At 60.6% G+C, this 25,161-nt stretch carries 27 protein-coding genes; 21 read left to right on the plus strand and 6 right to left on the minus strand.

Going from position 1 to position 25,161, the window contains the following annotated elements; all coding sequences use genetic code 11:
* Window positions 1–289: 289 nt before the first annotated feature.
* Together JMN22_RS23440 and JMN22_RS23445 are read right to left on the minus strand one after the other, a co-directional pair.
* A complete protein-coding gene (locus JMN22_RS23440) occupies window positions 290–670 on the minus strand; it encodes a Rho termination factor N-terminal domain-containing protein (RefSeq protein WP_030137725.1) in 381 nt (126 codons plus the stop codon).
* A gap of 30 nt (window positions 671–700) precedes the next feature.
* On the minus strand, window positions 701–1,045 hold the full coding sequence (locus JMN22_RS23445) for a hypothetical protein (protein WP_198797946.1): 345 nt from the start codon (window positions 1,043–1,045) through the stop codon (window positions 701–703).
* Window positions 1,046–1,213: 168 nt separating this feature from the next.
* Here JMN22_RS23445 and JMN22_RS23450 point away from each other — a divergent pair, with 168 nt between their 5' ends.
* Window positions 1,214–1,696, plus strand: coding sequence for a GNAT family N-acetyltransferase (locus JMN22_RS23450; RefSeq protein WP_030137727.1), 483 nt, complete (start codon window positions 1,214–1,216; stop codon window positions 1,694–1,696).
* 3 nt (window positions 1,697–1,699) lie between these two features.
* On the opposite strand, the gene JMN22_RS23455 is transcribed toward JMN22_RS23450, so the two are convergent.
* Window positions 1,700–2,332, minus strand: coding sequence for a glutathione S-transferase family protein (locus JMN22_RS23455; RefSeq protein WP_198797947.1), 633 nt, complete (start codon window positions 2,330–2,332; stop codon window positions 1,700–1,702).
* Between the two features lie 189 nt (window positions 2,333–2,521).
* Here JMN22_RS23455 and JMN22_RS23460 point away from each other — a divergent pair, with 189 nt between their 5' ends.
* The 5 genes from JMN22_RS23460 to JMN22_RS23480 all read left to right on the plus strand — a co-directional run bounded on the left by JMN22_RS23460 (window position 2,522) and on the right by JMN22_RS23480 (window position 7,750).
* A complete protein-coding gene (locus JMN22_RS23460) occupies window positions 2,522–3,505 on the plus strand; it encodes a 2-dehydro-3-deoxygalactonokinase (RefSeq protein WP_198797948.1) in 984 nt (327 codons plus the stop codon).
* 18 nt (window positions 3,506–3,523) lie between these two features.
* Window positions 3,524–4,144 carry a 2-dehydro-3-deoxy-6-phosphogalactonate aldolase gene (locus JMN22_RS23465; RefSeq protein ID WP_030137730.1) on the plus strand — a complete coding sequence of 207 codons (621 nt, stop codon included), beginning with the start codon at window positions 3,524–3,526 and terminating at the stop codon, window positions 4,142–4,144.
* 49 nt (window positions 4,145–4,193) lie between these two features.
* The gene (dgoD, locus tag JMN22_RS23470; protein ID WP_030137731.1) at window positions 4,194–5,342 is read left to right on the plus strand and encodes a galactonate dehydratase; all 1,149 of its coding nucleotides are present in this window, start codon (window positions 4,194–4,196) and stop codon (window positions 5,340–5,342) included.
* 233 nt (window positions 5,343–5,575) lie between these two features.
* Entirely contained in the window at window positions 5,576–6,886 is a 1,311-nt protein-coding gene (locus JMN22_RS23475) for an MFS transporter (RefSeq protein ID WP_030137732.1), read from the plus strand.
* 60 nt (window positions 6,887–6,946) lie between these two features.
* Window positions 6,947–7,750 (plus strand): IclR family transcriptional regulator, encoded by an 804-nt coding sequence (locus tag JMN22_RS23480; protein ID WP_198797949.1) that lies wholly within the window; start codon window positions 6,947–6,949, stop codon window positions 7,748–7,750.
* 6 nt (window positions 7,751–7,756) lie between these two features.
* Here JMN22_RS23480 and JMN22_RS23485 read toward each other — a convergent pair whose 3' ends face one another.
* Window positions 7,757–8,809 (minus strand): NAD(P)-dependent alcohol dehydrogenase, encoded by a 1,053-nt coding sequence (locus JMN22_RS23485; protein WP_198797950.1) that lies wholly within the window; start codon window positions 8,807–8,809, stop codon window positions 7,757–7,759.
* A gap of 179 nt (window positions 8,810–8,988) precedes the next feature.
* On the opposite strand from JMN22_RS23485, the gene JMN22_RS23490 reads away from it, so the two are divergent.
* Complete coding sequence (locus tag JMN22_RS23490; RefSeq protein WP_198797951.1) at window positions 8,989–9,879, plus strand: AraC family transcriptional regulator; 891 nt, start codon at window positions 8,989–8,991, stop codon at window positions 9,877–9,879.
* A gap of 184 nt (window positions 9,880–10,063) precedes the next feature.
* On the opposite strand, the gene JMN22_RS23495 is transcribed toward JMN22_RS23490, so the two are convergent.
* Window positions 10,064–11,728: an electron transfer flavoprotein-ubiquinone oxidoreductase gene (locus JMN22_RS23495; RefSeq protein WP_030137736.1), complete on the minus strand. Its 1,665-nt coding sequence runs from the start codon at window positions 11,726–11,728 to the stop codon at window positions 10,064–10,066.
* A 545-nt stretch (window positions 11,729–12,273) separates the two neighbouring features.
* Here JMN22_RS23495 and JMN22_RS23500 point away from each other — a divergent pair.
* From JMN22_RS23500 to JMN22_RS23565, 14 genes are all read left to right on the plus strand, one after another.
* Window positions 12,274–13,023, plus strand: a complete 750-nt coding sequence (locus JMN22_RS23500) for an electron transfer flavoprotein subunit beta/FixA family protein (RefSeq protein ID WP_007908338.1) — start codon at window positions 12,274–12,276, stop codon at window positions 13,021–13,023.
* A gap of 2 nt (window positions 13,024–13,025) precedes the next feature.
* Entirely contained in the window at window positions 13,026–13,955 is a 930-nt protein-coding gene (locus tag JMN22_RS23505; RefSeq protein ID WP_198797952.1) for an electron transfer flavoprotein subunit alpha/FixB family protein, read from the plus strand.
* A gap of 74 nt (window positions 13,956–14,029) precedes the next feature.
* Window positions 14,030–14,854, plus strand: coding sequence for a substrate-binding periplasmic protein (locus tag JMN22_RS23510; RefSeq protein WP_030137738.1), 825 nt, complete (start codon window positions 14,030–14,032; stop codon window positions 14,852–14,854).
* 9 nt (window positions 14,855–14,863) lie between these two features.
* Window positions 14,864–15,223: a DUF4398 domain-containing protein gene (locus JMN22_RS23515; protein ID WP_030137739.1), complete on the plus strand. Its 360-nt coding sequence runs from the start codon at window positions 14,864–14,866 to the stop codon at window positions 15,221–15,223.
* Window positions 15,220–16,029, plus strand: coding sequence for an OmpA family protein (locus tag JMN22_RS23520; protein ID WP_030137740.1), 810 nt, complete (start codon window positions 15,220–15,222; stop codon window positions 16,027–16,029). Before JMN22_RS23515 ends, JMN22_RS23520 begins: the two co-directional genes overlap by 4 nt.
* Window positions 16,030–16,226: 197 nt before the next feature.
* Complete coding sequence (locus JMN22_RS23525; RefSeq protein ID WP_181287978.1) at window positions 16,227–17,669, plus strand: aminotransferase-like domain-containing protein; 1,443 nt, start codon at window positions 16,227–16,229, stop codon at window positions 17,667–17,669.
* An 85-nt stretch (window positions 17,670–17,754) separates the two neighbouring features.
* A complete protein-coding gene (locus tag JMN22_RS23530) occupies window positions 17,755–18,228 on the plus strand; it encodes a hypothetical protein (RefSeq protein WP_030137742.1) in 474 nt (157 codons plus the stop codon).
* A 147-nt stretch (window positions 18,229–18,375) separates the two neighbouring features.
* Window positions 18,376–18,630, plus strand: a complete 255-nt coding sequence (locus JMN22_RS23535) for a YkgJ family cysteine cluster protein (protein ID WP_030137743.1) — start codon at window positions 18,376–18,378, stop codon at window positions 18,628–18,630.
* Between the two features lie 55 nt (window positions 18,631–18,685).
* The gene (locus tag JMN22_RS23540) at window positions 18,686–19,294 is read left to right on the plus strand and encodes an START domain-containing protein (RefSeq protein WP_030137744.1); all 609 of its coding nucleotides are present in this window, start codon (window positions 18,686–18,688) and stop codon (window positions 19,292–19,294) included.
* A 136-nt stretch (window positions 19,295–19,430) separates the two neighbouring features.
* Entirely contained in the window at window positions 19,431–19,667 is a 237-nt protein-coding gene (locus JMN22_RS23545) for a hypothetical protein (protein WP_030137745.1), read from the plus strand.
* 202 nt (window positions 19,668–19,869) lie between these two features.
* Window positions 19,870–20,211, plus strand: a complete 342-nt coding sequence (locus JMN22_RS23550; protein WP_030137746.1) for a ribonuclease E inhibitor RraB — start codon at window positions 19,870–19,872, stop codon at window positions 20,209–20,211.
* 278 nt (window positions 20,212–20,489) lie between these two features.
* The gene (locus tag JMN22_RS23555) at window positions 20,490–21,899 is read left to right on the plus strand and encodes a circularly permuted type 2 ATP-grasp protein (protein WP_030137747.1); all 1,410 of its coding nucleotides are present in this window, start codon (window positions 20,490–20,492) and stop codon (window positions 21,897–21,899) included.
* A gap of 10 nt (window positions 21,900–21,909) precedes the next feature.
* A complete protein-coding gene (locus tag JMN22_RS23560) occupies window positions 21,910–22,860 on the plus strand; it encodes an alpha-E domain-containing protein (RefSeq protein ID WP_030137748.1) in 951 nt (316 codons plus the stop codon).
* Window positions 22,857–23,660, plus strand: a complete 804-nt coding sequence (locus JMN22_RS23565; RefSeq protein WP_198797953.1) for a transglutaminase family protein — start codon at window positions 22,857–22,859, stop codon at window positions 23,658–23,660. Before JMN22_RS23560 ends, JMN22_RS23565 begins: the two co-directional genes overlap by 4 nt.
* Window positions 23,661–23,840: 180 nt before the next feature.
* On the opposite strand, the gene JMN22_RS23570 is transcribed toward JMN22_RS23565, so the two are convergent.
* Window positions 23,841–24,653 carry a c-type cytochrome gene (locus JMN22_RS23570; protein ID WP_030137750.1) on the minus strand — a complete coding sequence of 271 codons (813 nt, stop codon included), beginning with the start codon at window positions 24,651–24,653 and terminating at the stop codon, window positions 23,841–23,843.
* Window positions 24,654–25,161 lie beyond the last annotated feature (508 nt).

The following is a 25,161-nucleotide window of genomic DNA, read 5'->3' on the forward strand; positions in this document are numbered from 1 at the left end:
CAGAGTGGGTACCTCGCAACGGCTACGGCCTGATCGAGGAGGCAAAAACGGACATGGTGCGTTTCTTCATGTACTACAACCGCACTAGGCTCCACAGCTACAACAACTACCTGTCGCCAATAGCCATGGAGCAAAAAGCGGCATAAACACCGTAATCGGTGTCCGGGATTACTTGACCAGTTCAAGCCCGCCCCCACAGGTTTTTGTGCCAGGCTCAGAACTTCGGCGCAGCGCAGAACCCGTGTGGGAGCGAGCTTGCTCGCGAAGGCGTCCTCCCTGACGCCAACCATCACCCGGCCTTGCGCAACGCTTCGACCAGTTCCTGCTTGCGCATCTTCGAACGCCCGGGAATGTTTTTCGCCCGGGCTTCCTTCATCAGGCTGTCCACCGTCTGGGCCTCGTGGGAGGCTTTGCTGGTGCGCGGATGACCCTCGCGGGACTTGGCGGCGCGGCGGGCTGATTCCTTGCGGTCGGACTGTTTCGCTTCGGCGGGTTTTTTCTTGCCGGAGCCACCGGAGCGCTCACCGCCGCCCGACTGCTTGTTGACGGTGGCCCAGGCCCGAGCCTCGGCCTCGCCCTCCGACACACCTTTGTGTTCATAGCTCTCTTCGATGTGCTCGGCCTTGCGCTTTTGCTTGTCGGTGTATTTGTCTTTGCTTCCACGAGGCATGGGATGTCCTCCTCAGTGTCCGAGTAGAGCCTACTGGCTGGCGGCGCCACCTTCGGAGCCCGAGCCTCCGGTAGTGGTTTTCGAACCCACGCCGGTCTCGGCGTTGTCGGGGGCAGTGGAGTCGGGGGTGTTCATGCCGCCCTGACGCCCCGTGTCGTTGCCTTGGACCCGTGGATCGGTGCCCGTCGCGGGTGGCTGGCCATTGTTCAGCGTGCCGCCGGTGCCGTCGGTGTTCAATTTGGGCAAGCCTTGGGTGGCGGGCGAGTTCGGTGCCTGAACCGGGTCGGTCGGCCCGGTCCCCGAGGTCGTGGCCGCGAATGCCGCCGAGGACAACAATGCCGCGAAGGTGAATGCTGTCAGCCTTGAATTGATCATGGTGTCGCCTCCATTTTTTGGAATGCTTGCCAGATTTTTGGCCGCGCTGGAGCGGGGTTGGTGCCTGAGGGGCGACGAACGGCACCGTGGAAGTTTGTCTGTAGAAGATGTGACGAGCGGCGCCTGGCGGCTTAGTATGGCGCTTTCAATTGGCTACAAGGCCCGTTCATGTCGATCGAGATCCGTCCCGCGCAACCCAGCGATGCGCCGCAAATCCTTGCGTTCATCACCGAGCTTGCCGATTACGAAAAAGCCCGCCACGAAGTCATTGCCAGCGTTGCGGACATCGAGCGCAGCCTGTTCAGCGAAGGCGCGACCGCCCACGGCCTGATCTGCCTGCGCGATGGCGTACCGATAGGTTTCGCGGTGTTTTTCTTCAGCTATTCCACCTGGCTGGGCAGCAATTGCCTGTACCTCGAAGACTTGTACATCACACCTGAACAGCGCGGTGGCGGGGCGGGCAAGACACTCTTGCGGCATCTGGCCAAGATCGCCTGCGACAACGATTGCGGTCGCTTCGAGTGGAGCGTACTGGACTGGAACACCCCGGCCATCGACTTCTATAAGTCCCTCGGCGCGCAACCCCAGGAAGAGTGGGTGCGCTATCGAATGGATGGCAAGGTGCTCCGGGACTTCGCTAACGGCAACTGAAGTTCATGAGTACGCGTCGGACGCGTATTCGGCAAATCCCGGCCGTTGTTCGAGCCGCTTGCAATAAGCGGCCACCGCAGGGTAGTCCGGACGCTCCATGGGCGTCTGGCGCCAGCGATGTGTGGACAGGCCGATGAGCACGTCCGCGAGGGAAAAGTCCGCGCCGGCCACGTAAGCGCCGGTGTGGTTCAGCTGTTGTTCCAGCAAGCCCATCTTGTCGTTCCAGCGTTTGACGCCGGCGGCGATGAGTTGTGGGTCCTGGAAATCCGGGTGCTTGCGCACCAGTCCGTGAAACGCATCGCCCCATGACGGGTTGAGCTCGGTGGCTTGCCAATCCATCCACTGCTCTACACGCGCCCGTGCGGCAGGTTCGGCGGGTAGCAGATCGTCGCGCCTATGCTTGCCTACGAGGTAGCGGCAGATGGTGTTCGACTCCCAGAGCACGCCGTTCTCATCGATGATCACCGGCACCTGGGCGTTGGGGTTGAGCGCCAGGAACGCCGGGTCGTGGGTCGAGGCAAAACCGATGCCCCAGTCTTCACGCTCATAGTCGATGTCCAGTTCCTGACAAGTCCACAAGACTTTTCTGACGTTGATCGAGGAAGTGCGTCCGAGGATTTTCAGCGTTTGTCCCATCACTTTTTTCCCTGAGTTGTTTGGCGTCCGGTCAGAAAACGTAGCAGGGTCTTGGCTGGATGGCGATGGTTTTGCGGTTATTACGAGTATCCCAATATATGGGAGTGATATTTATATATTGAGATTTTATTGCGCCCGGGTTTATAGTCCGCCTCACTCACTGCCCAATAAACAAAACAGGTGAAGCGGATGCAGGCGCAATTGATCGCGCTCGATTGGGGGACCACCTCATTACGGGCTTATAAACTTGCCGCTGGAGGCGAGGTGCTCGAACAGCGTTCGCTGTCGTCGGGGATCATGCAGTTGCCGTCCGGGCCGCGAACCGTGGCCGGCCAGGTCTGCACCGATGGTTTTGAGCTGGCCTTCGATGAAGCCTGCGGCGACTGGCTGGATGCGCAGCCAGGCTTGCCCGTCATTGCCTGCGGCATGGTCGGCAGCGCCCAGGGTTGGCGGGAAGCGCCTTACTGCGACACGCCGGCAAACGTCGCCAATCTCGGACATTCCCTACAAGTCATTCGGAGCCTTCGTGGTGTCGATGTTCACATCGTGCCAGGAGTGATCCAACGCTCCCGGCTGCCCAATGTGATGCGCGGCGAAGAAACCCAGGTGCTCGGTGCGTTGCACAGCCTGCCGAACGAAGCGGTGCTGATCGGCTTGCCTGGCAGCCATTCGAAATGGGTGGAAGTGACCGAGGGCTGCATCGTCCATTTCGATACCTTCATGACTGGCGAGATCTTCGCCGTGCTCAGTGACCACAGCATTCTCGGCCGCACCCAGCAGCGTGGCACGGCGTTCGACGGCGTGGCTTTTGATCGCGGCGTGCAGGTGTCGCTGTCGGCGGATGGGGAGATCGGTCCGTTGTCCACCGTGTTCAGCGCTCGCAGCCTGGGCCTGACGGGTGAGCTCGGCGCGAGCGCCCAGGCCGATTATCTGTCGGGTGTCCTGATCGGCCATGAGCTGACGGCCCTGGCCGCCGTGCAACGTCATCGGCGCAACAGCGTCCACCTGCCGACCGTGGTGCTGATCGGCAACTCTCAACTGTGTGCCCGTTATCAGCGGGCCCTCGACGCCTGCGGTTTCGCCCGGGTGACCCTGGCCGAACAGGCCACCGAGCGCGGTTTGTGGCAACTGGCCGTGGCGGCCGGGCTGCTGGAAACCAGCGCATCGCGTTAAACCTACTGGAGACCTGACATGCTCACACAAGCGCTGGCGCACAACGGGCTGATCGCGATTCTGCGCGGCCTGCGCCCCGAGGAAGCGGCATCTATCGGTGAAGTCCTTTATGCCGCTGGATTTCGCGTCATCGAAGTGCCGCTCAATTCCCCCGAACCGTACGAAAGTATCCGCATCCTGCGCAGTACTTTGCCCGCCGATTGCCTGATCGGCGCAGGTACCGTGCTGACGCCGGAACAGGTGGAGCAGGTCAAGGCCGCGGGCGGCCAAGTGATCGTCATGCCTCATAGCGATCCGAAGGTCTTGCGGGCGGCGAAAGCGGCGGGGCTGTACCTGTCTCCCGGCGTTGCCACGCCCACCGAAGCCTTTGCCGCGCTGGCCGAAGGCGCCCATGTGCTGAAGATGTTTCCCGCCGAGCAAATGGGCCCGGCGGTGGTCAAGGCCTGGCTCGCGGTGCTGCCGGCCGGGACAGTGCTGGTGCCGGTGGGCGGGATTACCCCGGACAACATGGCGGTGTTCGTCGAAGCCGGCGTGAAAGGTTTCGGCCTCGGTTCCGGGTTGTTCAAGCCGGGCCTGACAGCGGATGAAGTGGCGGAGCGCGCCAAGGCCTACGTAGCCGCATGGAATGCCTTGAACTGAAGACTTTTCCAGCGCCCCGCGCGCTGCATCTGACAAGAGAGACAACAAGATGAAAATCACCAAACTGACCACGTTTATCGTTCCGCCGCGCTGGTGCTTCCTCAAGGTCGAGACCGACGAAGGCGTGACTGGCTGGGGCGAGCCCGTGGTCGAAGGCCGTGCCCACACAGTGGCGGCCGCCGTTGAAGAACTGTCCGACTACCTGATCGGCAAAGATCCACGCAATATCGAAGACATCTGGACGGTGCTCTATCGCGGCGGCTTCTACCGTGGCGGCGCTGTGCACATGAGCGCCCTGGCCGGTATCGACCAGGCCTTGTGGGACATCAAGGGCAAGGCCCTGGGCGTGTCTGTCAGCGATTTGTTGGGCGGCCAGGTGCGCGACAAGATCCGTGTCTACTCCTGGATCGGCGGCGACCGTCCGGCGGACACCGCTCGGGCGGCTAAAGAGGCCGTCGGACGCGGCTTCACGGCTGTGAAAATGAACGGCACCGAAGAGCTGCAGTTTCTCGACACCTTCGAAAAAGTCGACCTCGCCTTGGCGAACGTGGCGGCGGTGCGCGATGCGGTCGGGCCGAACGTCGGCATTGGCGTGGACTTCCACGGCCGTGTGCACAAGCCGATGGCCAAAGTGCTGATGAAGGAACTCGATCCGTACAAACTGATGTTCATCGAAGAGCCGGTGCTCAGCGAAAACTACGAAGCCCTGAAGGAATTGGCGCCGTTGACCAGCACCCCGATTGCCTTGGGCGAGCGGTTGTTCTCGCGTTGGGATTTCAAGCGGGTGCTCAGCGAAGGCTACGTCGACATCATCCAGCCGGATGCGTCCCACGCCGGCGGCATTACCGAGACTCGCAAGATCGCCAACATGGCCGAAGCCTATGACGTGGCGCTGGCGCTGCACTGCCCGCTGGGCCCGATTGCCTTGGCGGCGTGCCTGCAACTGGACGCGGCTTGCTACAACGCGTTTATCCAGGAGCAGAGCCTGGGTATCCATTACAACGAGAGCAACGACCTGCTGGATTACATCAAGGATCCTCAGGTGTTCGACTACGACAAAGGCTTCGTGAAAATCCCGAACGGTCCTGGCCTGGGCATCGAGATCAACGAGGAATACGTCATCGAGCGCGCGGCCATCGGCCATCGCTGGCGCAACCCGATCTGGCGTCATGCCGATGGCAGTTTTGCCGAGTGGTGAGTCACGCCTGACCCACCCAAGATCCCTGTGGGCCTGTGGTGAATGCAAAACGCATGAGCGCCCCAGATCCCCTGTGGGAGCGAGCTTGCTCGCGATGGCGATGTATCAGTCACACATGCGTCAACTGACACCGTCATCGCGAGCAAGCTCGCTCCCACAGTTTGTTCTTCGCAGACAGGGAGATCTTCTTCGGTACGCCCGTTCCTCAATAAACATAAAAAGAGGCACCTCACATGCAAGCGCACACCCTGAGCGCGCAGGCGTCGTTGGTGACGCCCAGCCGCAAGCGTTTTTTCATCATGGTCCTGCTGTTCATCACCGTGGTGATCAACTACCTGGACCGCAGCAACCTCTCGATTGCCGCCCCCGCACTGACCAGCGACCTGGGCATTGACCCGATCCACGTCGGGCTGATTTTCTCGGCGTTCGGCTGGACCTATGCAGCCATGCAGATCCCCGGTGGCTGGCTGGTGGACCGGGTGCCGCCGCGCATCCTGTATAGCGTGGCGTTGTTGCTGTGGTCGGCGGCCACGGTGATGCTCGGTTTCGCCGCCAGTTTCATCGCCTTGTTCGTTCTGCGCATGGCCGTCGGTGCGCTGGAAGCGCCGGCTTATCCGATCAACAGCCGCGTGGTGACGACTTGGTTTCCTGAGCGCGAACGGGCCACGGCCATTGGTTTCTATACCTCCGGGCAATTTGTCGGCCTGGCATTCCTGACGCCCGTGCTGGCGTGGCTGCAACACGCGTTTGGTTGGCACATGGTGTTTGTCGCCACGGGCGCGGTCGGTATTCTCTGGGCGGTGATCTGGTACGCGGTGTATCGCGAGCCACGGGATTTCAAAGGCGCCAACGCCGCCGAAATCGAGCTGATCCGCGAGGGCGGCGGACTGGTGGATATCCAGGCCGAGACTGCCAAGGCCAAGGCTAAATTCAACTGGAGCGACCTCGGCATCGTCCTGACCCAACGCAAGTTGTGGGGCATTTACCTGGGCCAGTTTTGCCTCAATTCCACGCTGTGGTTTTTCCTGACGTGGTTCCCGACTTACCTGGTGAAATATCGCGGCATGGACTTCATCAAGTCCGGCCTGCTGGCATCGTTGCCGTTCCTCGCAGCGTTTATCGGCGTGCTGTGTTCCGGGTTTTTCTCCGACTGGCTGATCCGTCGCGGCGCCACGGTGGGGTTCGCGCGCAAGCTGCCGATCATTGGTGGCTTGCTGATTTCCACCTCGATCATCGGCGCCAACTTCGTCGAGTCGACGCCGCTGGTGATCGCGTTCCTGGCCCTGGCATTCTTTGGCAATGGCCTGGCGTCCATCACCTGGTCGCTGGTATCGACCCTGGCGCCGGCGCGGCTGCTCGGCTTGACCGGCGGGGTGTTCAATCTCATCGGTAACCTGGCGGCCATCGCCACGCCGATCGTCATTGGCTTCCTCGCCAGCGGCGACTCGTTTGCCCCGGCCATTACCTACATCGCCGTGCTGGCATTGATGGGCGCGTTGTCCTACATCCTGCTGGTCGGGAAGGTCGAGCGCATCGAGTTGTAGTCCGACGGGGCGGGCGACCATAATGCCGCCCGTTCCCCCGCTCACTGTTGAAGGCCGGCCATGCAGCAAGACGATCCAAAAATCATCAAGGATGCCGCACCAACTGGCACGCAGACATTGCTGCGTGGCCTGGGCGTGGTCCAGGCGGTCGCCAGCGGCGCCCGCGACTTGAAGGAAATCGCCCGGCTGATCGGCACCACCCGCAGCACCACCCATCGCCTGGCCAGTTGCCTGGTGGACGAACGTTACCTGCGCGTGGTGCCGCAAGTGGGCTATCTGCTGGGGCCGAAGTTGATCGAACTGGGTTTCCAGGCCCGGGAAGAATTGCCATTGGTGAGCCTGGCGGGGCCGTACCTGGACGAGCTGTCGGCGCTGACCGGGGACACCGTGCACCTGGCGATTCGCGAGGGCGACGAGGTTTTGTACTTGTTGAAGAATCCGGGGCGAAACGGCCCGGAGATGCGCTCGCGTGTGGGCCATCGCATGCCGTTGGCGCGGACCGGGATCGGCAAGGCGCTGATGCTTGATGACTCGCAGGAACAATGGAAGCGGCTGTATGAAATCAGCCTGCCGGCGGGTGGGAAAAATCAATTCTGGCCACAACACCAGGAGCAATCCTGGGAGCAGTTCCAGCAACGGATGGTGGAGTATGTGGCGGGGGGCTATGCCTTCGACCTGGAGGACAACGAGCCGTCGATCCGATGTGTGGCGGCGCCGATCCGCGACGCCGGCAAGCGCATCGTCGCCGGTATCAGCATCGCCAGCACCGTGCCGTACATGCCGCTGGAGAAAATGGCCGAGCTGATTCCCCTGGTCAAAGGGGTCACAGCCCGGCTGTCGGCGGAGCTGGGTGCCAAGGTCTGACGAGCGTCAGGCCTTGAGCGTCGCCATGTCGATGACGAAGCGGTACTTCACGTCCCCGGCGATCATGCGGCTGTAGGCCTCGTTGATCTGGCGGATGTCGAGCATTTCAATGTCGCAGCTGATGTTGTGCTCAGCGCAGAAATCCAGCATCTCCTGGGTTTCTGCGATACCGCCGATCAGCGAGCCGGCGAGTACTCGGCGGCCCAGGATCAGTTTTGCCGCGTGTACCGGTGGGTCGACCGGCTCGACCAAGCCCACGATGATGTGCACGCCGTTGAAATGCAGCGTGTCGAGGTAGGGGTTGAGGTCGTGCTGCACCGGAATGGTGTCCAGAAGGAAGTTGAAACGTCCGGCCGCGGCGGCCATCTGTTCAGCGTCGGTAGACACAATCACATGGTCCGCGCCTTGGCGACGGGCTTCTTCAGCCTTGCTTGCCGAGCGGGTAAACAGCGTCACTTCCGCGCCCATGGCCTTGGCGAACTTGATGCCCATGTGGCCCAGGCCGCCCATGCCCAGCACGCCGACCTTGTCACCGGCCTTCACGCCGTAGTGCTTGAGCGGCGAGTAAGTGGTGATGCCGGCGCAGAGCAGCGGTGCGGCGCTGGCCGGGTCGAGCGTTTGCGGGATGCGCAGTACAAAGTGCTCGCTGACCACGATGCTGTCGGAATAGCCGCCCATTGTGTGGCCACCACTTATGCGGTCCGGGCTGGCGTAGGTCTGGGTCATGCCTTCCAGGCAGTATTGCTCAAGATCGGACCGGCAAGCTTCGCACTCGCGGCAGGAGTCGACCATGCAGCCCACGCCTACCAGGTCGCCGACTTTATGGCCGGTGACATTCGCACCGACCGCGGTGACTTTTCCGATGATTTCATGGCCGGGCATCAATGGGTAAACAGCGATGCCCCATTCATTGCGGGCCTGGTGGATGTCGGAGTGACAGACCCCGCAGTAGAGAATGTCGATCGCCACGTCGTCGGCGCGCGGGCTGCGACGCTCGAAACTCATTGGGGCGAGGGGGGTGGTGGCCGATTGGGCGGCATATCCGATGGCTGTGTACATGGTGGACCTCGCTAAGCAGTGAACGGTGAGGGTTCCATTTTGGGAGTCCTGGCGGCAGGCGGCGATGGCGATTCCTACGCCTGTCATGCCTAATCCTCCGGCGTTGGCCAGGATTTGATTTCTTGTGACGCAAGACCTGCGATGATGGTTTCATCCCTTTTTTCGTGAAGTTTTCGCCCATGTTGTTGACCCGCCATCTCGATGCGAACGCGACGCTGGTTTCACTGATAGAACCCTTGGCGACCCGGGACGGTTTCGTCCCTACGCGCCTGCCTGGCGTGCACGCGCTGCGCGCCAGTCAGGACGTCGCTCGTGGCCCGCAGCTCTACGAACCGAGCCTGGTGATCATTGCCCAAGGCAGCAAACTGGCCTACCTGGGGCCACGCACGCTGGAATATGGCGCCGGGCATTATCTGATCCAGGCGTTGCCGGTGCCGTTCGAATGCGAAACCTACGCCATGCCCAATGCTCCGCTGTATGGCGTTTCCGTTGCGATCGATCGGGCGATGCTGGGGGAGCTGGTGCTGGCCATGGGATTGATGCCCGGTCGGAACCTGCCGCCGCAGACACCGGAGTCGATGACCAGCGCGGTGCTCGACGACGCCATGCGTGGGGCTGTCGAGCGGTTGTTGCGCTGCTTGCACGATCCATTGGAATGTCAGGTCATGGGCCAGGTGCGGCTCCGGGAGTTGCTGTTCGTCGCGTTGCGCGGGCCCCAGGCCGATGTGTTGCGGGCGCTGGTGGAGCAGCAAGGCCAGTTCGCGCGGATTGCCGTGGCCCTGAGCCATTTGCATGCGCATTTCACCGAGCCACTGAACGTCGAGACGCTGGCCAGTTGCGCGAACATGAGCGCCTCGACCTTTCATGAGCATTTCAAGCGCAGCACATTGTTGTCGCCGGTGCAGTATCTCAAGCGCTTGCGGCTGCTCAAGGCCCAGCGGCTGCTGCTGATCGAGGGCATGGGCGTGGCCCAGGTTGCGCATCAGGTGGGGTATCAGAGCCCGTCGCAGTTCAGCCGGGAGTACAAGCGTTACTTCGAGCGCAACCCTGGGGAAGAGCGCGTCGCCTGATCCATTCAGGATTCCTTGTGGGAGCGAGCCTGCTCGCGAAAGCGGTTTATCATTCAGAACAAATGTCGACTGAGACACCGCTTTCGCGAGCAAGCTCGCTCCCACATTGGTTCGGTGTGGTTGTCAGGATCGCAGGCAACAAAAAGGCCCCCATTGCGGGAGCCTCGATGTCCAGCGTGTTGGCTTACATGTTCGGGTAAGTCGGTCCGCCAGCGCCTTCCGGCGTGACCCAGGTGATGTTCTGCGCAGGGTCCTTGATGTCGCAGGTCTTGCAGTGAACGCAGTTTTGGGCGTTGATCTGGAAGCGCTTTTCACCGTCTTCCTTGGTGATCACCTCGTACACGCCGGCCGGGCAGTAGCGCTGCGCCGGTTCGTCGTACAACGGCAGATTCTTGCTGATCGGGATGCTCGGGTCAGTCAGCTTCAGGTGGCAAGGCTGTTCTTCTTCGTGGTTGGTACCGGAGATGAACACCGAGCTGAGCTTGTCGAAGCTGATCTTGCCGTCCGGTTTCGGGTAGTCGATCTTCTTGCATTCGGCCGCGGGTTTCAGGCAGGCGTAATCCGGCGTGGTGTCACGCAGGGTGAACGGGATCTTGCCGCCGAAGATGTTCTGGTCGAGCCAGTTGAAGCCGCCGCCGATGATTGCGCCGTACTTGTGGATCGCTGCACCGAAGTTGCGGCTGGCGAACAGTTCTTCATACAGCCAGCTGTTCTTGAAGCTGTCGACGTAAGCGGTCAGTTCATCACCGCCTTCGGATTCTGCGAACAGGCGATCGGCCACGGCCTCGGCGGCAAGCATGCCGGACTTCATCGCGGTGTGGCTGCCCTTGATCTTGGCGAAGTTCAGGGTGCCGAGGTCGCAACCGATCAGCGCGCCGCCCTTGAAGACCATTTTCGGCAGCGAGTTCAGGCCGCCCTTGGCGATTGCGCGAGCGCCGTAGCTGACGCGTTTGCCGCCTTCGAGGTACTGCTTGAGCACCGGGTGATGCTTGAGGCGCTGGAATTCGTCGAAGGGCGACAGGAAGGTGTTGCTGTAGGACAGGTCAACGATCAGGCCGACCACCACCTGGTTGTTTTCCAGGTGATAGAGGAAGGAGCCGCCGGTGTTCTCGGTGCCCATGATGTCCAGCGGCCAACCGGCGGTGTGGACCACCAGGCCTGGTTGGTGCTTGGCCGGATCGATTTCCCAGATTTCCTTCAGGCCGATGCCGTAGTGCTGGGTGTCGGCTTCGCTGTCCAGGTTGAAGCGCTTGATCAGTTGCTTGCCGATGTGGCCGCGGCAGCCTTCGGCGAACAGCGTGTATTTGCCACGCAATTCCATGCCAGGTGTATAGAGGCCTTCCTTTGGATGGCCTTCGCGGTCGACACCCAGGTCGCCGGTGATGATCCCTCGCACCACGCCGTTCTCGTCGAACAGCGCCTCCTGGGCGGCGAAGCCCGGGTAGATTTCCACGCCCAGGTTCTCGGCCTGCTGGGCCAGCCAGCGGCACAGGTTGCCCAGGGAAATAATATAGTTGCCTTCGTTGTGCATGGTCTTGGGCACAAAGAAGTCAGGGATTTTGCTCGCGGCGTCGGCGTTTCTCAGGACATAAATGTCATCGCGAACGACGGGCGTGTTCAACGGCGCGCCGAGCTCTTTCCAGTCCGGGAACAGTTCGTTCAGGGCGCGGGGCTCGAACACCGCGCCGGAGAGGATGTGCGCACCGACTTCGGAACCTTTTTCGACCACGCAGACGCTGATTTCCTTACCGGCTTCGGCGGCCTTCTGTTTCAGTCGGCAGGCGGCAGACAGGCCAGCGGGGCCGGCACCGACGATGACCACGTCGAATTCCATGTATTCGCGTTCCACAGGCTATCTCCTACTCAAGGCTCACAGTTTTTTCTAATTGGAGGTTTGGCGTTGCATCCGTTGTTTCCTTCGCGAAGCGACGAAAGCGACAATGGATGAGACGCGGCTCTCTCTCTAAGCGGCGCATTATATCTACACCACTCTCAGGGTCCAATACAAACGTTTGTTTGAAATCGTCGGAGCCCAGATAAATCACTGACGTACGGCTTATGACTGACCATTTTGCCGTATTGACCGGAATAGGCGTTCCGGTCAAGATACGGGCGGTTTTGCGCTCGCCGTAGGCTGACTGTTGGTTTCAAGAGCACCTCTAAAGACAGGGCGAAGGCAGCACAAAGTGACGAATTGCGAAGTTTGGACGCGCAGTTTACACGCCGCGATAATGAATGACTCATCGGTCATCACTGACGAATGGTCTTCACTCCCGTGAGCAAGGTCATGTGTGGTTCATGCCGGCGTTTTTAGAGGTGCCCTTGCGCCCATGATCATCAACCGCCAGGTTCGCCCGGGCGACTTTCTTTTCACCGGAGAGTAACGAGGAATCCATGAAGGTTCTTGTAGCTGTCAAACGAGTGGTCGACTATAACGTCAAGGTTCGCGTCAAGGCGGACAACTCCGGCGTCGACCTCGCCAACGTCAAGATGTCGATGAACCCTTTCTGCGAAATCGCCGTAGAAGAAGCCGTACGCCTGAAAGAGAAAGGCGTGGCGACTGAGATTGTCGTCGTTTCCATCGGCCCGACCACTGCCCAGGAGCAACTGCGCACTGCGCTGGCGCTGGGTGCCGATCGCGCCATCCTCGTCGAATCCGCCGAAGACCTGACTTCCCTGGCCGTTGCCAAGCTGTTGAAAGCCGTTGTCGACAAGGAGCAGCCACAGCTGGTGATCCTCGGCAAGCAGGCCATCGACAGCGACAACAACCAGACCGGCCAGATGCTCGCTGCGTTGAGCGGCTACGGCCAGGGCACCTTCGCTTCGAAAGTCGAAGTGTCCGGCGACAGCGTTGCCGTGACCCGCGAAATCGACGGCGGCGCGCAGACCGTTTCCCTGAAACTGCCGGCCATCGTCACCACCGACCTGCGTTTGAACGAGCCGCGCTACGCGTCCCTGCCAAACATCATGAAAGCCAAGAAGAAGCCGCTTGAAGTGCTGACTCCTGACGCTTTGGGCGTTTCCACCGCCTCCACCAACAAGACCCTGAAAGTCGAAGCGCCGGCTGCACGCAGCGCGGGCATCAAGGTCAAGTCGGTGGCTGAACTGGTCGAGAAACTGAAAAACGAAGCGAAGGTAATCTAAAAATGACTATCTTGGTAATCGCCGAACACGATAACAAAGCGCTGGCTCCGGCCACGCTGAACACCGTTGCTGCCGCCGCCAAAATCGGTGGCGATGTCCACGTCCTGGTAGCCGGTCAGGGCGCTGGCGCCGTTGCCGAAGCCGCTGCGAAAATCGCTGGCGTGAGCAAAGTCCTCAACGCCGACAATGCCGCCTACGCGCACCAGTTGCCGGAAAACGTTGCGCCGCTAGTGGCCGAGCTGGGCAAGGGCTACAGCCACATCCTGGCTGCCGCGACCTCCAACGGTAAAAACATCCTGCCTCGCGTCGCCGCTGCTCTGGACGTCGACCAGATCTCCGAGATCATCTCGGTCGAAAGCGCCGACACCTTCAAGCGTCCGATCTACGCCGGCAACGCCATTGCCACCGTGCAATCGACTGCCTCGGTCAAAGTCATCACCGTTCGCGCCACCGGTTTCGACCCGGTTGCCGCCGAAGGTGGCTCGGCTGCCATTGAAGCCGTAGGCGCTGCCCATGACGCCGGCATCTCCAGCTTCGTCAACGAAGAACTGGCCAAGTCCGACCGTCCTGAACTGACCGCTGCCAAGATCGTCGTTTCCGGCGGCCGTGGCATGCAGAACGGTGACAACTTCAAGCACCTGTACGCCTTGGCCGACAAGCTGGGCGCCGCCGTCGGTGCTTCCCGCGCCGCGGTCGACGCCGGTTTCGTACCCAACGACATGCAGGTCGGCCAGACCGGCAAGATCGTTGCGCCACAGCTGTACATCGCCGTCGGTATCTCCGGCGCGATCCAGCACCTGGCCGGCATGAAAGACTCCAAGGTGATCGTTGCGATCAACAAGGACGAAGAAGCGCCAATCTTCCAAGTGGCCGACTACGGCCTGGTCGCGGACTTGTTCGAAGCCGTACCTGAGCTGGAGAAGCTGGTCTAATCCAGCATCTTCACTTATAAAGAGCCCGGCCCTTTGGCCGGGCTTTTTATTTCTGCGGACGGGAGTGTGGTGCGATGGATCTTCGCCGTTTGGCTGGCTGGTCGTTGCTGTTGGCGCTGGGGTGCGCGCCAGGCCTGTCGGTCGCCGCTGGCAAATGCGAGCGCCTGATCGCCACCGGCAGCCCCGATGCGCCGCCGTATCTATGGCAAGACCCCCAGGATCCCAAGCATTTGATTGGTGCCGGCGCCGATCTGCTGGAGCAAGTGGCGAAAGCGCTGGGCATCAAGATTGAAATTCTATACGCCGGCAAGCGCGCCCAGGCGCTGGACGAAGTGCGCAGCGGACGCATGGACCTGCTCACCGACGCCCCGTTGACCACGACTGGCCTCGAAGTGCTGGATTACGTGCATCCGCCCTTGCTGGAGAATGATTACTTGGTGTGGACCCGCAAGGATTCGACATTGGTGATCGAGCGGCCAGAGGATCTTCACGGGCATCCCGGCGCCTTGTCGGAGAAGGCTCGAATGACACAGGGATTTGGCGTCTTCGCTGAGCAGAATCTAACCCTGACCCGCACGCCCAACCTGACCCAGGCCTTTCAGAAATTGCTCCTGGGCGAAGTGGAGTATGTACTGGCTGGGCGCTACTCAGGCCTGGCGATGGCGCAGACCTTGGGAATGGCGAATGACCTGCAAGCTGCGCCGCAACCGGTGGACAAGCCGGGCCTGTTCCTCGCGGTTTCCCATAACTCCGCCTGCAACGACCCATGGTTACGCGGACAGCTGGCGCAAAAGATGACAGAATTGGCCGCGTCCGGCCTGACAGAGGCTGTGTTGCAGCGCAATCTGGAGCGTTGGCGAACACAGTTGCAACCCACTGTCAGTGCCCCAAAACAGTAGGGAACATTAGTGACTATTCGACCTCTTTTCGCTGCCCTGGCCGTTCTGGCTCTGGCGGGTTGTGCAGCCGATCCGGCGCCGAATGAACAGATCCGCTTGACTGAGCAAGCCATCGAGCAAGCCCACGCAGTAGGCGCCACCGCCGATGAAGTGCCTGAATTGAAACTCGCCGAGGAAAAATTTGCCCGCGCCAAAGGCAACATGGCCGACGAATCCTACAAAAAGGCCCGCATGCGGGCCGAACAGGCCGAACTGGATGCACGCCTGGCCGAAGCGAAGGTGCTGACTCTCAAGAGCCAGGAGAAACTGAACGTGCTCGATACGCGCATCAAGCGCTTGCGCAAACAGTTGAGGGAGGATGCCCAATGAAGCCCTCCCATGTATTCGGCGGTTTGGTTCTCGCAGGACTGGCCAGTTTGTACGGCTGCGCGGGCCAGCGTAGCGAAGCGACGCTGGAACAGGCGAGCGCCGATTTCCAGAAGGTCAAGGAAGATTCCAATGTATTGCGTGCCGCCCCCAAGGACGTGATTCGCGCCGGCGAGTCGCTGGCCCGTGCCGACCGCTTGTCCACGTATTGGGGCAGTGGCGAGGATGTGCAGCATTACGCCTACCTGAGCCAGCGCTACAGCCAGATCGCTCGTGAACACAGCAACCAGGTGCTCAACGAGGAGCGTGCGTTGAAACTCGAGCTGGAACGTCAGCGCCTGCAACTGGCCTTGCGCGAATCCAAGCTGCAAAGCGTCCAGCAGCAGGGCAAGTTGCTGGAAGAACAGATCCTGGCGATGGCCACCACCCAGACTGACCGGGGCCTGGTGATGACCCTCGGTGACGTTCTGTTCGATACGGGTGAGGCCGAGTTGAAGAACTCGGCCAACCGTGTGGTGCTCAAGATCGTGCAATTCCTGCAGCTCAATCCCAAACGCGTGGTGCGTATCGAAGGCTACACCGACAGCACCGGCGGCAAGCAGGAGAACCTCAAGCTGTCCCGTGATCGCGCGCAGGCCGTGGCGGACGTGCTGGTGGACCTGGGCATCGACGAGAAGCGCATCCAGGTCGAAGGCTACGGCGATCAGTACCCGGTCGACGTCAATGCAACCGAGCGCGGCCGGGCACAGAACCGACGCGTTGAGATCGTGTTCTCCGACGAAAAAGGCCAGCTCGGCGCCGCCCGCTGAGGGCTGCGTCGCTGGAAAACCCGGCCCCTCAAAGGCGCCGGGTTTTTTTTGCCTGGAGATTGGCGGCGAGTGAGTACAGTTGGGCTGTCACTGCACTGTACTGTCGGGTAATCTGGCAACTGTCCCAGTACACTTCTAAACTGTTCCGGTAAAGTTTCCGACAAGAATAAAATGCCCGTGAAATCGAGTGCTGCGTCATGACCAACCTCCTGCTCTATCAACGTATTGCTCAACAACTGGCCGAAGACATCCGGCGCGGTGTGTATCAACCCGGCGAACGGGTGCCATCGGTGCGCAAGATGAGCTCGCAGCTCAACGTCAGCCATGCCACCGTGCTGCAGGCGTACGCCAATCTTGAAGACCAGGGGTTGATTCGCGCGCGGCCGCAATCGGGCTATTACGTGCATCAGACGCCAGCGCTGACCGCGCCGACGCCGGACATCGCCCGGGTCGAGCGCCCTGGCCTGGTGACGCGCAGCAGCATTATCCAGCAGGTATTGGTCGAGTCGCGCCGCGAAGGTGTGTTCCCCCTGGGTGCAGCGGTACCCAGCGTCGACTACCTGCCTGTCCGGGCGCTGCATCAGCAACTGGCCAAGGTCACGCGTTTCCACAGCCCGCGGGCGTTCAGCTACATGTTCAGCCCCGGTTTCGAGCCGTTGCGCCGCCAGGTGGCGATTCGCATGCGTGACGCCGGTGTCGTGGTGGACCCTTCCGAAGTGGTGATCACTCACGGCTGCGTGGATGCGCTGCAAATGTCCTTGCGCGTGCTGACCCGGCCAGGGGACCTGATCGCTGCGGAGTCGCCGACCTATTACGGTCTGCTGCAACTGGCGGATCTGCTGGGCCTCAAGGTCATCGAGATTCCCAGCGACCCGGTCACCGGCATGAGCCTCGAGGCCCTGCAGTTGGCGGCCAACCAATGGTCGATCAAGGCGTTGGTATTGACCACGCGCCTGAGCAACCCCCTTGGCGGCACCATGCCGGAGGAGCGGCAAAAGCAACTGCTGCGCCTGGCGTCGGACTTCGATATCCAGATCGTCGAGGACGACATCTATGGTGAATTGATGTTCGAACAGGGCCGTACCAAGGCGCTGAAAGCCTATGATCGATTGGACCGGGTGATCTACTGTTCGAGTTTTTCCAAGACCTTGTCCCCAGGGGTACGCATCGGTTGGATGATTGCTGGCAAGTTCCAGCAGGAAATCCAGCGGCTCCAGACGTTCAGCACTCATTCGGCCTGCAGCGTCACGCAGATGGGCATCGCGGCGTATCTGGAGAATGGCGGCTACGATCGGCACTTGCGCTACATCCGTCAGGAGTACCGCAAGAACCTCAGCGCATTCCAACTGGCGGTCCAGCAGTATTTCCCGGAAGGCACGCAAATGAGCCGTCCCACCGGCGGCTTCATCCTGTGGGTCAGCCTGCCGGGGCGGGTCAATACCCAGGAATTGCATGTACAGGCGTTGCAGCAAGGCATCAGTATTGCGCCGGGGTTGATCTTCAGTAATACCGAACAGTTCAACCATTGCATTCGTCTGAACTGCGGCACACCCTGGAACCGTGAGGCGGAGCGGGCCCTGATGACGCTGGGGCTGCTGGCGAAGCAGTTATGCCAGGAGACCGCCAACGGATATCTGTAGCAAGCCGTGTGTCGCTTCGATGTGCTTGTCAGCGCCTCATTATCAGGCCAGCATTAGGGTCTCTGCCGTAAGTGCCGTTGTGTTTATGAAAACCATTGTTCCTGCTGTCTGGGTTTTGATCGGCCTGTTGAGTGCCTTCCACATGGGAGGCGTCGCCGTGGCGGCTTCAGCGCAGGAGAAGCCGGCCGCCAGTATTACCAAGGACACGCCGAAGAGCGCAGCGGCCAAGAAGGCTCCCGCCAAGAAAACAGCACCCGCGAAAAAAAAGCGCGCGCCTATCGCTTCCAAGAGCAAATCCGCCCACGAAGTCGCCAAGACGCCACTGCCTCCGGCCAAGCTGGATCTGAGCCTGCCCCATGGCATGGTCGAAGAGCTGCAACCTCCGGGCAAGGCGCCATTACCCAAGCGCGAGCCACTGCTGCCGGCGATGTTCGGAGAGAAGCCCGGTCCGTTCCAGCTTAACGGCCGCCTGTTGAGCAACGAGATGCAATTGCCGCTGCGCAATCAGGAGCGCAACGAGGTGGAAGGCGCCGCGCTCGAGTTCGAATTCAAGCAATAGGCCGGGCGCAGTCCTGCTGTTCGTCGTTGACTGCCCAGTCATCGCACCTTCTGCGAAAAAACACGGGGACGGTAATTTAAAACACCTGTTTTAGCCGTTACTCTGTTGTTGTTACCAATCATTACCTGTCGTGAGGTATTCCTCGTCATGAAGTGCCGTGAGGGCTGTGGCGCCTGTTGCATCGCCCCTTCCATCAGTTCGCCCATCCCGGGCATGCCCCAGGGCAAGCCGGCGGGAGAACGTTGCGTACAGTTGTCGGTCGATAATCTGTGCCAGATCTTCGGCCAACCGGAGCGCCCGGCGGTGTGCTCGGCGTTTGTGGCCGACATCGAGGTCTGCGGCAGCAGCAGCGACGAAGCCATTCGGTTGATTGGATGGTGGGAGCAGGTCACGGCAGCGTAGTGGGGCAATCGTCAAGACTGACATGAACGAACTTGGACAATAAGGAAAACAACCTATGGGTTCGCTGCATCGTATGGCTGTGTTGTGTGGTTTGACCGTGTTGTTGGCGACGGCTACCGCACAGGCAGAGGACTGGCAGGTCGCCAAGGACAAGGAAGGTATCCAGGTGTCACTCAGTGAAGTGACCGGTTCCAAATACAAGGCCTACCGTGGCGTGACCGTCATGAAGACCACCATGGCGAAATTGCGAGCCCTGCAGGAAGACGTGCCTGGTGCCTGCGCCTGGATTCATGAATGCAAGAGCCAGAAGCTGCTCAAGCACGAAGGCAATCGGAGTTGGACCTATACCCAATTCAACACGCCATGGCCGGTGACGCCCCGGGACTCGGTGCTGGAAGTCACCACCGAGGAGGGCGCCGATGGCAGCCTGACCCGTCAGCTCAAGGGCTTGCCTGAGTACTTGCTTGAGGAGAAGGGCTTTGTGCGTGTGACCAAGGTCGACGGTTTTTGGAAGTTCACCCCCAAGGGCGCGGATCAGGTCGAAGTGATCTATCAAGTCCATACCGAGCCGGGCGGTAGCGTACCATCCTTGGTGGCCAACAAGTTCGTGGTGGACGCGCCGTTCAACACGCTGAAGGCGTTGAAAGAGCGCGCCGAAAAATAACGGCTATCGTCTATGAAGAAACCGCCCTCGAGGCGGTTTTTTCATCTGTGCCGTCGGCAGCTCAGCGGAACGATTGTTTCGCCGTCAATGTCGAGATGAAGGCAAGCCCTGCCATGAATTGATCAAGGAGACACCGATGCCAAAGTGGGAAATCACTTTCGTTGACGATCACGGCGAAGCCATCGCCGAGCAGTTCGATTACGACCAGGAGCCCACCATGGAGCAGGCTGCCCAGTTGATCCGGCAGAAGCTGCTGCCGGTACCCGCCAAGCTTGACCTCAACGACCTGGAAGGTCGCACCGAAGACCCTACGCTCAAAAGTCTCAAAACCCAAAACAGCATTGAAATCATCAGCATTAAACCGATTTCATGAAAATCCTTGTCTGGTCCCGCTTGGCAGCGGCGATGACTTGAAGCTACTCTGCAATCGAGATCAGCGAAAGGATCGCCAAGGTCCGGTCTTGTCAGCTACATGCTTGTGTCCCGACGGTCAGTTGATGCCGTACTGCTTGTAACCGCAGGTTGCACGCACGGGAAGACGGAAAGTCTATCCATCGGTCTGAGGAGGACGTTTCATGAGCACAGCCTATCAAGAAGACATCAGCACCAGCGTGTTGCGCCGCATGAAAGAGGGCGGTTTCGATTTCTCCCAATTCCATCCCATCGAGTTCTACGCCATTTTCCCCGACGAGGAGCGGGCGCGCAGGGCGGCGGGTCATTTTCGCGGCGAATCGTTGAATGCGCAGATCAGTGCTCGCGAAGATGGAGCCTGGTCGTTGGAACTGAGCCGGGTGATGTACGCCACCTATGATGACATCGGCGACTTCGAGCTGAACTTCGAAGCCGTGGTGGAGCCCCTGGGGGGCATCATCGAAGGTTGGGGCGTCAAGCAGGAGATCCGGCGCCTGCAGGCCTGACATTTTCCTTGTGCCTCACAGCAACGGCTGACCTTTGTGTCGGCCGTTTTCATGTCTGGCATGTCCGCTGTTCATCACTATGGCCTCTCTATCTTGACTATGCTCAGGGATAGCGACGTCCTGCATCGCAATGAAGCGAGGCAAGCCGGATAGGGATATCCGCTGCACCACAAGGGTGCCCGGCCTGTCGAGGGATAAACCAAGCTGTTGATCATAAAGCGTTTATGCCGCTGGCACGGGCCTTGCGACGCCTGAGCCGGGGTGACAAGGAGTACGGCATGATCCGCACTGGTTTTGATGAAATGTACGATGCCGACGGCCAGGTCCGCCCACATTATCGAGCGTTCGCCCAATGGCTGGCCGAAACGCCCGACGAGCTCCTGGCACAACGGCGACGCGAGGCCGACCTGTTGTTTCATCGCGCCGGCATCACGTTCACGCTTTACGGCGATGAGCAGGGAACGGAGCGCCTGATCCCTTTCGATACCATTCCGCGCAGCATTCCCGCCAGTGAATGGCGAATGGTCGAACGTGGATGTATCCAGCGGGTCAAGGCGCTGAACATGTTCCTGGCCGACCTTTATCACGAACAGCGGATCATTCGGGCCGGCATCATTCCGGCCGAGCAGGTCCTGGCCAACGATCAATATCAACTGGCGATGCAGGGGCTGGATCTGCATCGCGATGTCTATGCCCACATTTGCGGGGTCGATCTGGTGCGCGACGGTGACGGCACGTACTACGTGCTCGAGGACAATCTGCGTACGCCCAGCGGCGTCAGCTACATGCTCGAAGACCGCAAGATGATGATGCGCCTGTTCCCCGAACTGTTCGCCGCCCAACGCATCGCACCGATCGACCATTATCCGAACCTGCTGCTCGATACGCTGAAAAGCGCCAGTCACTTGGACGACCCAAGCGTCGTGGTCCTGACGCCCGGGCGTTTCAACAGTGCGTTTTTTGAACACGCCTTCCTCGCCCGTGAGATGGGCGTCGAGCTGGTGGAGGGCGCGGATCTGTTCGTGCGTGACGACAAGGTCTTCATGCGCACCACGGACGGACCGAAAGCCGTTGACGTGATCTACCGTCGCCTCGATGACGCCTTCCTCGATCCGCTGGCCTTCAATCCGCAGTCGATGCTCGGCGTGCCGGGGCTGCTGTCCTCCTACCGTTCGGGCAATGTGGTGTTGGCCAACGCCATCGGCACAGGTGTGGCGGATGACAAATCGGTGTATCCGTTTGTCACCGACATGATCCGTTTCTACCTGGACGAGGAGCCGATCCTGAACAACGTCCCCACCTGGCAATGTCGTAACCCCGCTGAACTGTCCCATGTGCTGGCGAACCTTGCGGACCTGGTCGTCAAGGAGACCCAAGGCTCCGGCGGTTACGGCATGCTGGTGGGGCCAGCCTCGACGACGGCGCAGATCGACGCCTTCCGCGAGCGGATCAAGGCCAAGCCGCATGCGTACATCGCTCAACCCACGTTGTCCTTGTCGACGTGCCCGACCTTTGTCGAAAACGGCATCGCGCCGCGCCATATCGATTTGCGTCCGTTTGTCCTGGCGGGGCGAGAAACCCGCGTGGTGCCGGGTGGCCTGACCCGCGTGGCGCTGCGCGAAGGTTCCCTGGTGGTGAATTCTTCACAGGGCGGAGGCACCAAGGACACTTGGGTGGTCGAGGAATGAAGGAGCTGCCATGTTAAGCAGGACCGCCTCGGACTTGTATTGGATGTCGCGTTACCTGGAGCGCGCGGAAAACCTCGCGCGGATGCTCGACGTCAGTTATTCGCTGTCATTGATGCCCCAGGATGGGCGCGGCGACGGCTTGCATGAACTGGCCATGCCATTGCTCATTACCGGCACGCTGGATGACTACCGGGACAGGCACGGCGATCTGCACGCCGAGCGCCTGCTGCATTTTTTCGCCCTGGAGGCGGCCAACCCCGCCAGTATCTACAGTTGCCTGGGTTCCGCACGTGCCAGTGCCCATGCGGTGCGTGGCCGAATCACCGCCGACATGTGGGAAAACGTGAACGCCACCTGGCTGGAAATTCGCCAGATCGCCGAGCTGGGCCTGGGTCGCTACGGCATGAGCCGTTTCTGCGAATGGATCAAGGAGCGGTCCCATCTGTTTCGCGGCGCCACCTACGGCACCATCATGCGCAACGATGCGTTCAGGTTCATACGCCTGGGAACGTTCATCGAAAGGGCCGACAACACCCTGCGCCTGCTCGACGCCCGCTACGAAATGGCCGGCGACCAGGCCCATGCTGTCAACGACGGCACCGCCCACGCCTACTATCAATGGAGCGCGTTGTTGCGAGCGCTGTCTTCCTTCGAGGCCTACACCGAAATCTACCGTGACGCCCCCGGTGCCCGGCATGTGGCTGAACTGCTGTTGTTGCGTGCCGACGTCCCGCGCTCCTTGCGGGCCTGCACCGAAGAGATCGACCAGATTCTCGCCAGCCTGCCCGGCAGCAACGGTCGGCAGGCCCAACGCCTGGCGGCGGAGATGGACGCACGCCTGCGCTATACCGGCATCAATGAAATCCTCGACGGTGGGCTGCACGCCTGGCTCACCGAATTCATCCCACTGGTCCGTGAACTGGGCAATGCCATTCACAGTTCCTACCTGGAGGTCATATGAGACTCTCGATCAGCCACGAAACGGCCTACCACTATGAAGACCAGGTTCGCGCAAGCATTCAGTACCTGCGCCTGACGCCGCACGACAGCGAACGCCAGCACGTGCTGAGCTGGCAGCTGGACCTGCCTCGACCGGTGCGGTCGCAGCTCGATCCGTTCGGCAACATCCTTCATGTGCTGACGCTGGACGAGCCCCACGAAACCATCATCATCGGTGCCCGTGGCCAGGTGGATATCGACCCGTCGCGTGAAGCCGAGCAGGAAAGCCAATCGGCGCTGCCCTTCCTGCGTTTCACCCGGCTCACCGAAGCGGACGAAGCCCTTCGCTCCTTCGCCCAGGCGCAGTGCAAGCAGCGTCGCGATCGTGTGGCGCTGATCGATTTGATGCACGGGCTCAACCAACACATGACCTACACACCGGGCTCCACCGAAGTGGAGACCAGCGCGGCCCAGGCGTTTGCCGGTCGCAGCGGAGTTTGCCAGGACCATGCCCATGCGTTCCTGGCGTGCGCCCGCAGCCTGGGCGTGCCGGCGCGTTATGTGTCGGGTTATCTGTTCAACGAAGACAGCGAACACCTGGCGAGCCATGCCTGGGCCGAAGCATGGCTCGATGACGCCTGGTACAGCTTCGACGTGACCAACCAACTGGCCCGTCCGGAGCGACACTTGAAATTGGCGGTAGGCCTGGATTACCTGGACGCCTGCCCGGTGCGTGGCATGCGCCGTGGCGGCGGGTTTGAACAGATGCACGCCAAGGTGCTGGTGACGCCGGCTCCGGTGATTACGGCGCAGCAGCAGTAAACGATCCAGCTCTTGTGGCGACGAGCTTGCTCCCGCTGTGTAGGAGCTGCCGAGCGAAGCGAGGCTGCGATCTTTAGATCCTTGGCTTGGAGCTCAAATGTCTGGAAAAGATCGCAGCCTCGCTTTGCTCGACAGCTCCTACAAGGGCCAGCGGGACTGGCTTAGACAAAACAAGCTGATCTATTGACCCAACGGCTGCTTGCGCCCCGCCATATGCTTCAAATACCCCACCAGCAAATCCAGCTCCGAATCCGGCAGCACTGTCGCCGAGAATCCGGGCATTTTCCCCTGGGGCCAGTGACGCATGCCCTGCGGGTCACGGATGTAGCGCTTGAGGAAATCCCCCGAGAAATATTCCGTAGGGTTGAAAGGAATGTTCAGGTCCGGACCGAACTGCGCATCCCCCGCGCCGTTGAGGCGGTGGCAGGCCAGGCAGTTCTTCTGGAACAGTTCGAACCCCTTGTTCACCGGATCATCCTTGGCCAGGTCGGGCGAGGGCAGCAGGGCAGGGAAGCGATCGGCCACCGCTGACAGGCGCTTGATGCTTGCCACCGCGTACGGCCATTGTTCAGGGCTGATATGGCCGGCTTGAGGATCGGTCCAGACCAGATAGAACGGTCCGGCGCTTTTCTTGCCGTCCCCGAGCGGCGGCCATGGCTTGGCCGGGTCTTCGATGGCCAGCCACGCCCTCGCGCCGGTCTTGTTGAGCAACGGTGCGGCGGGCAGTTCGGCGGCAAAGCCGTCCAGCGCCACGGCCTGGAGATGGTCGTTCGCCTGGACACCGGTCAACAGCGCGGCCAGCGGCACGGCGCGATAATTCATCGGCTTTTTGTAGGAGACATCTTCGGCAATCTGGACCGTCCGCGCTTCAGGATGCTTGAGCAGCGCCTCGGTTTGCCACGTACGCGTATTCGCGCCCAGCTCCAACACCAGCTGTGCGGCATAAAGGGGCGAGCTGAGCAGCAGCGCCCCCATCACGATGAGGACTTTCAAATGAGTCGCCTTCCATGTCGAGAGGGAAGCGCAAAGGGTGGCACAACCACCGTCGCTGGAACAGCGTTCGCTTACCGGCGTGGATGATGCAACTCATGAATGGTGTGGACACCATGCGCCCGTCAGCCGATGACCTTGGTGATATTCGGCAAGATCAACAGCAGTGTCGTGGCGAAGAGAATGAGTCCGGCTTGGCGAACTTTCGAATGTTTGAACATGGCTGACCCGCCTTTTTTGTTATTTCCTGAGGCCAGCCTGCATTACTCCATGACGGCTGGCATTGCACTTCCTGTCTGACAAGCGCCCCGGCAAAACCCGACGACTTTTCTTGTACAAGCTTTACATTAGGGGCCGCAGCCGACTTGGCTTAGATCCAATTCATATGGACTTCTTGCTGAACGCTATAAAAAAGACATGAGGCCTATTGCCACCTTCCTGCAGGCCCTTTTGCTAGACAGCTTGCTTACCTGAATCGGTTAACCCGATAGCACGCTACCGTTCGTCTGAG

The organism is Pseudomonas sp. HB05, assembly GCF_016756915.1.
In the GTDB taxonomy this organism is placed as follows: Bacteria; Pseudomonadota; Gammaproteobacteria; order Pseudomonadales; family Pseudomonadaceae; genus Aquipseudomonas; species Aquipseudomonas alvandae.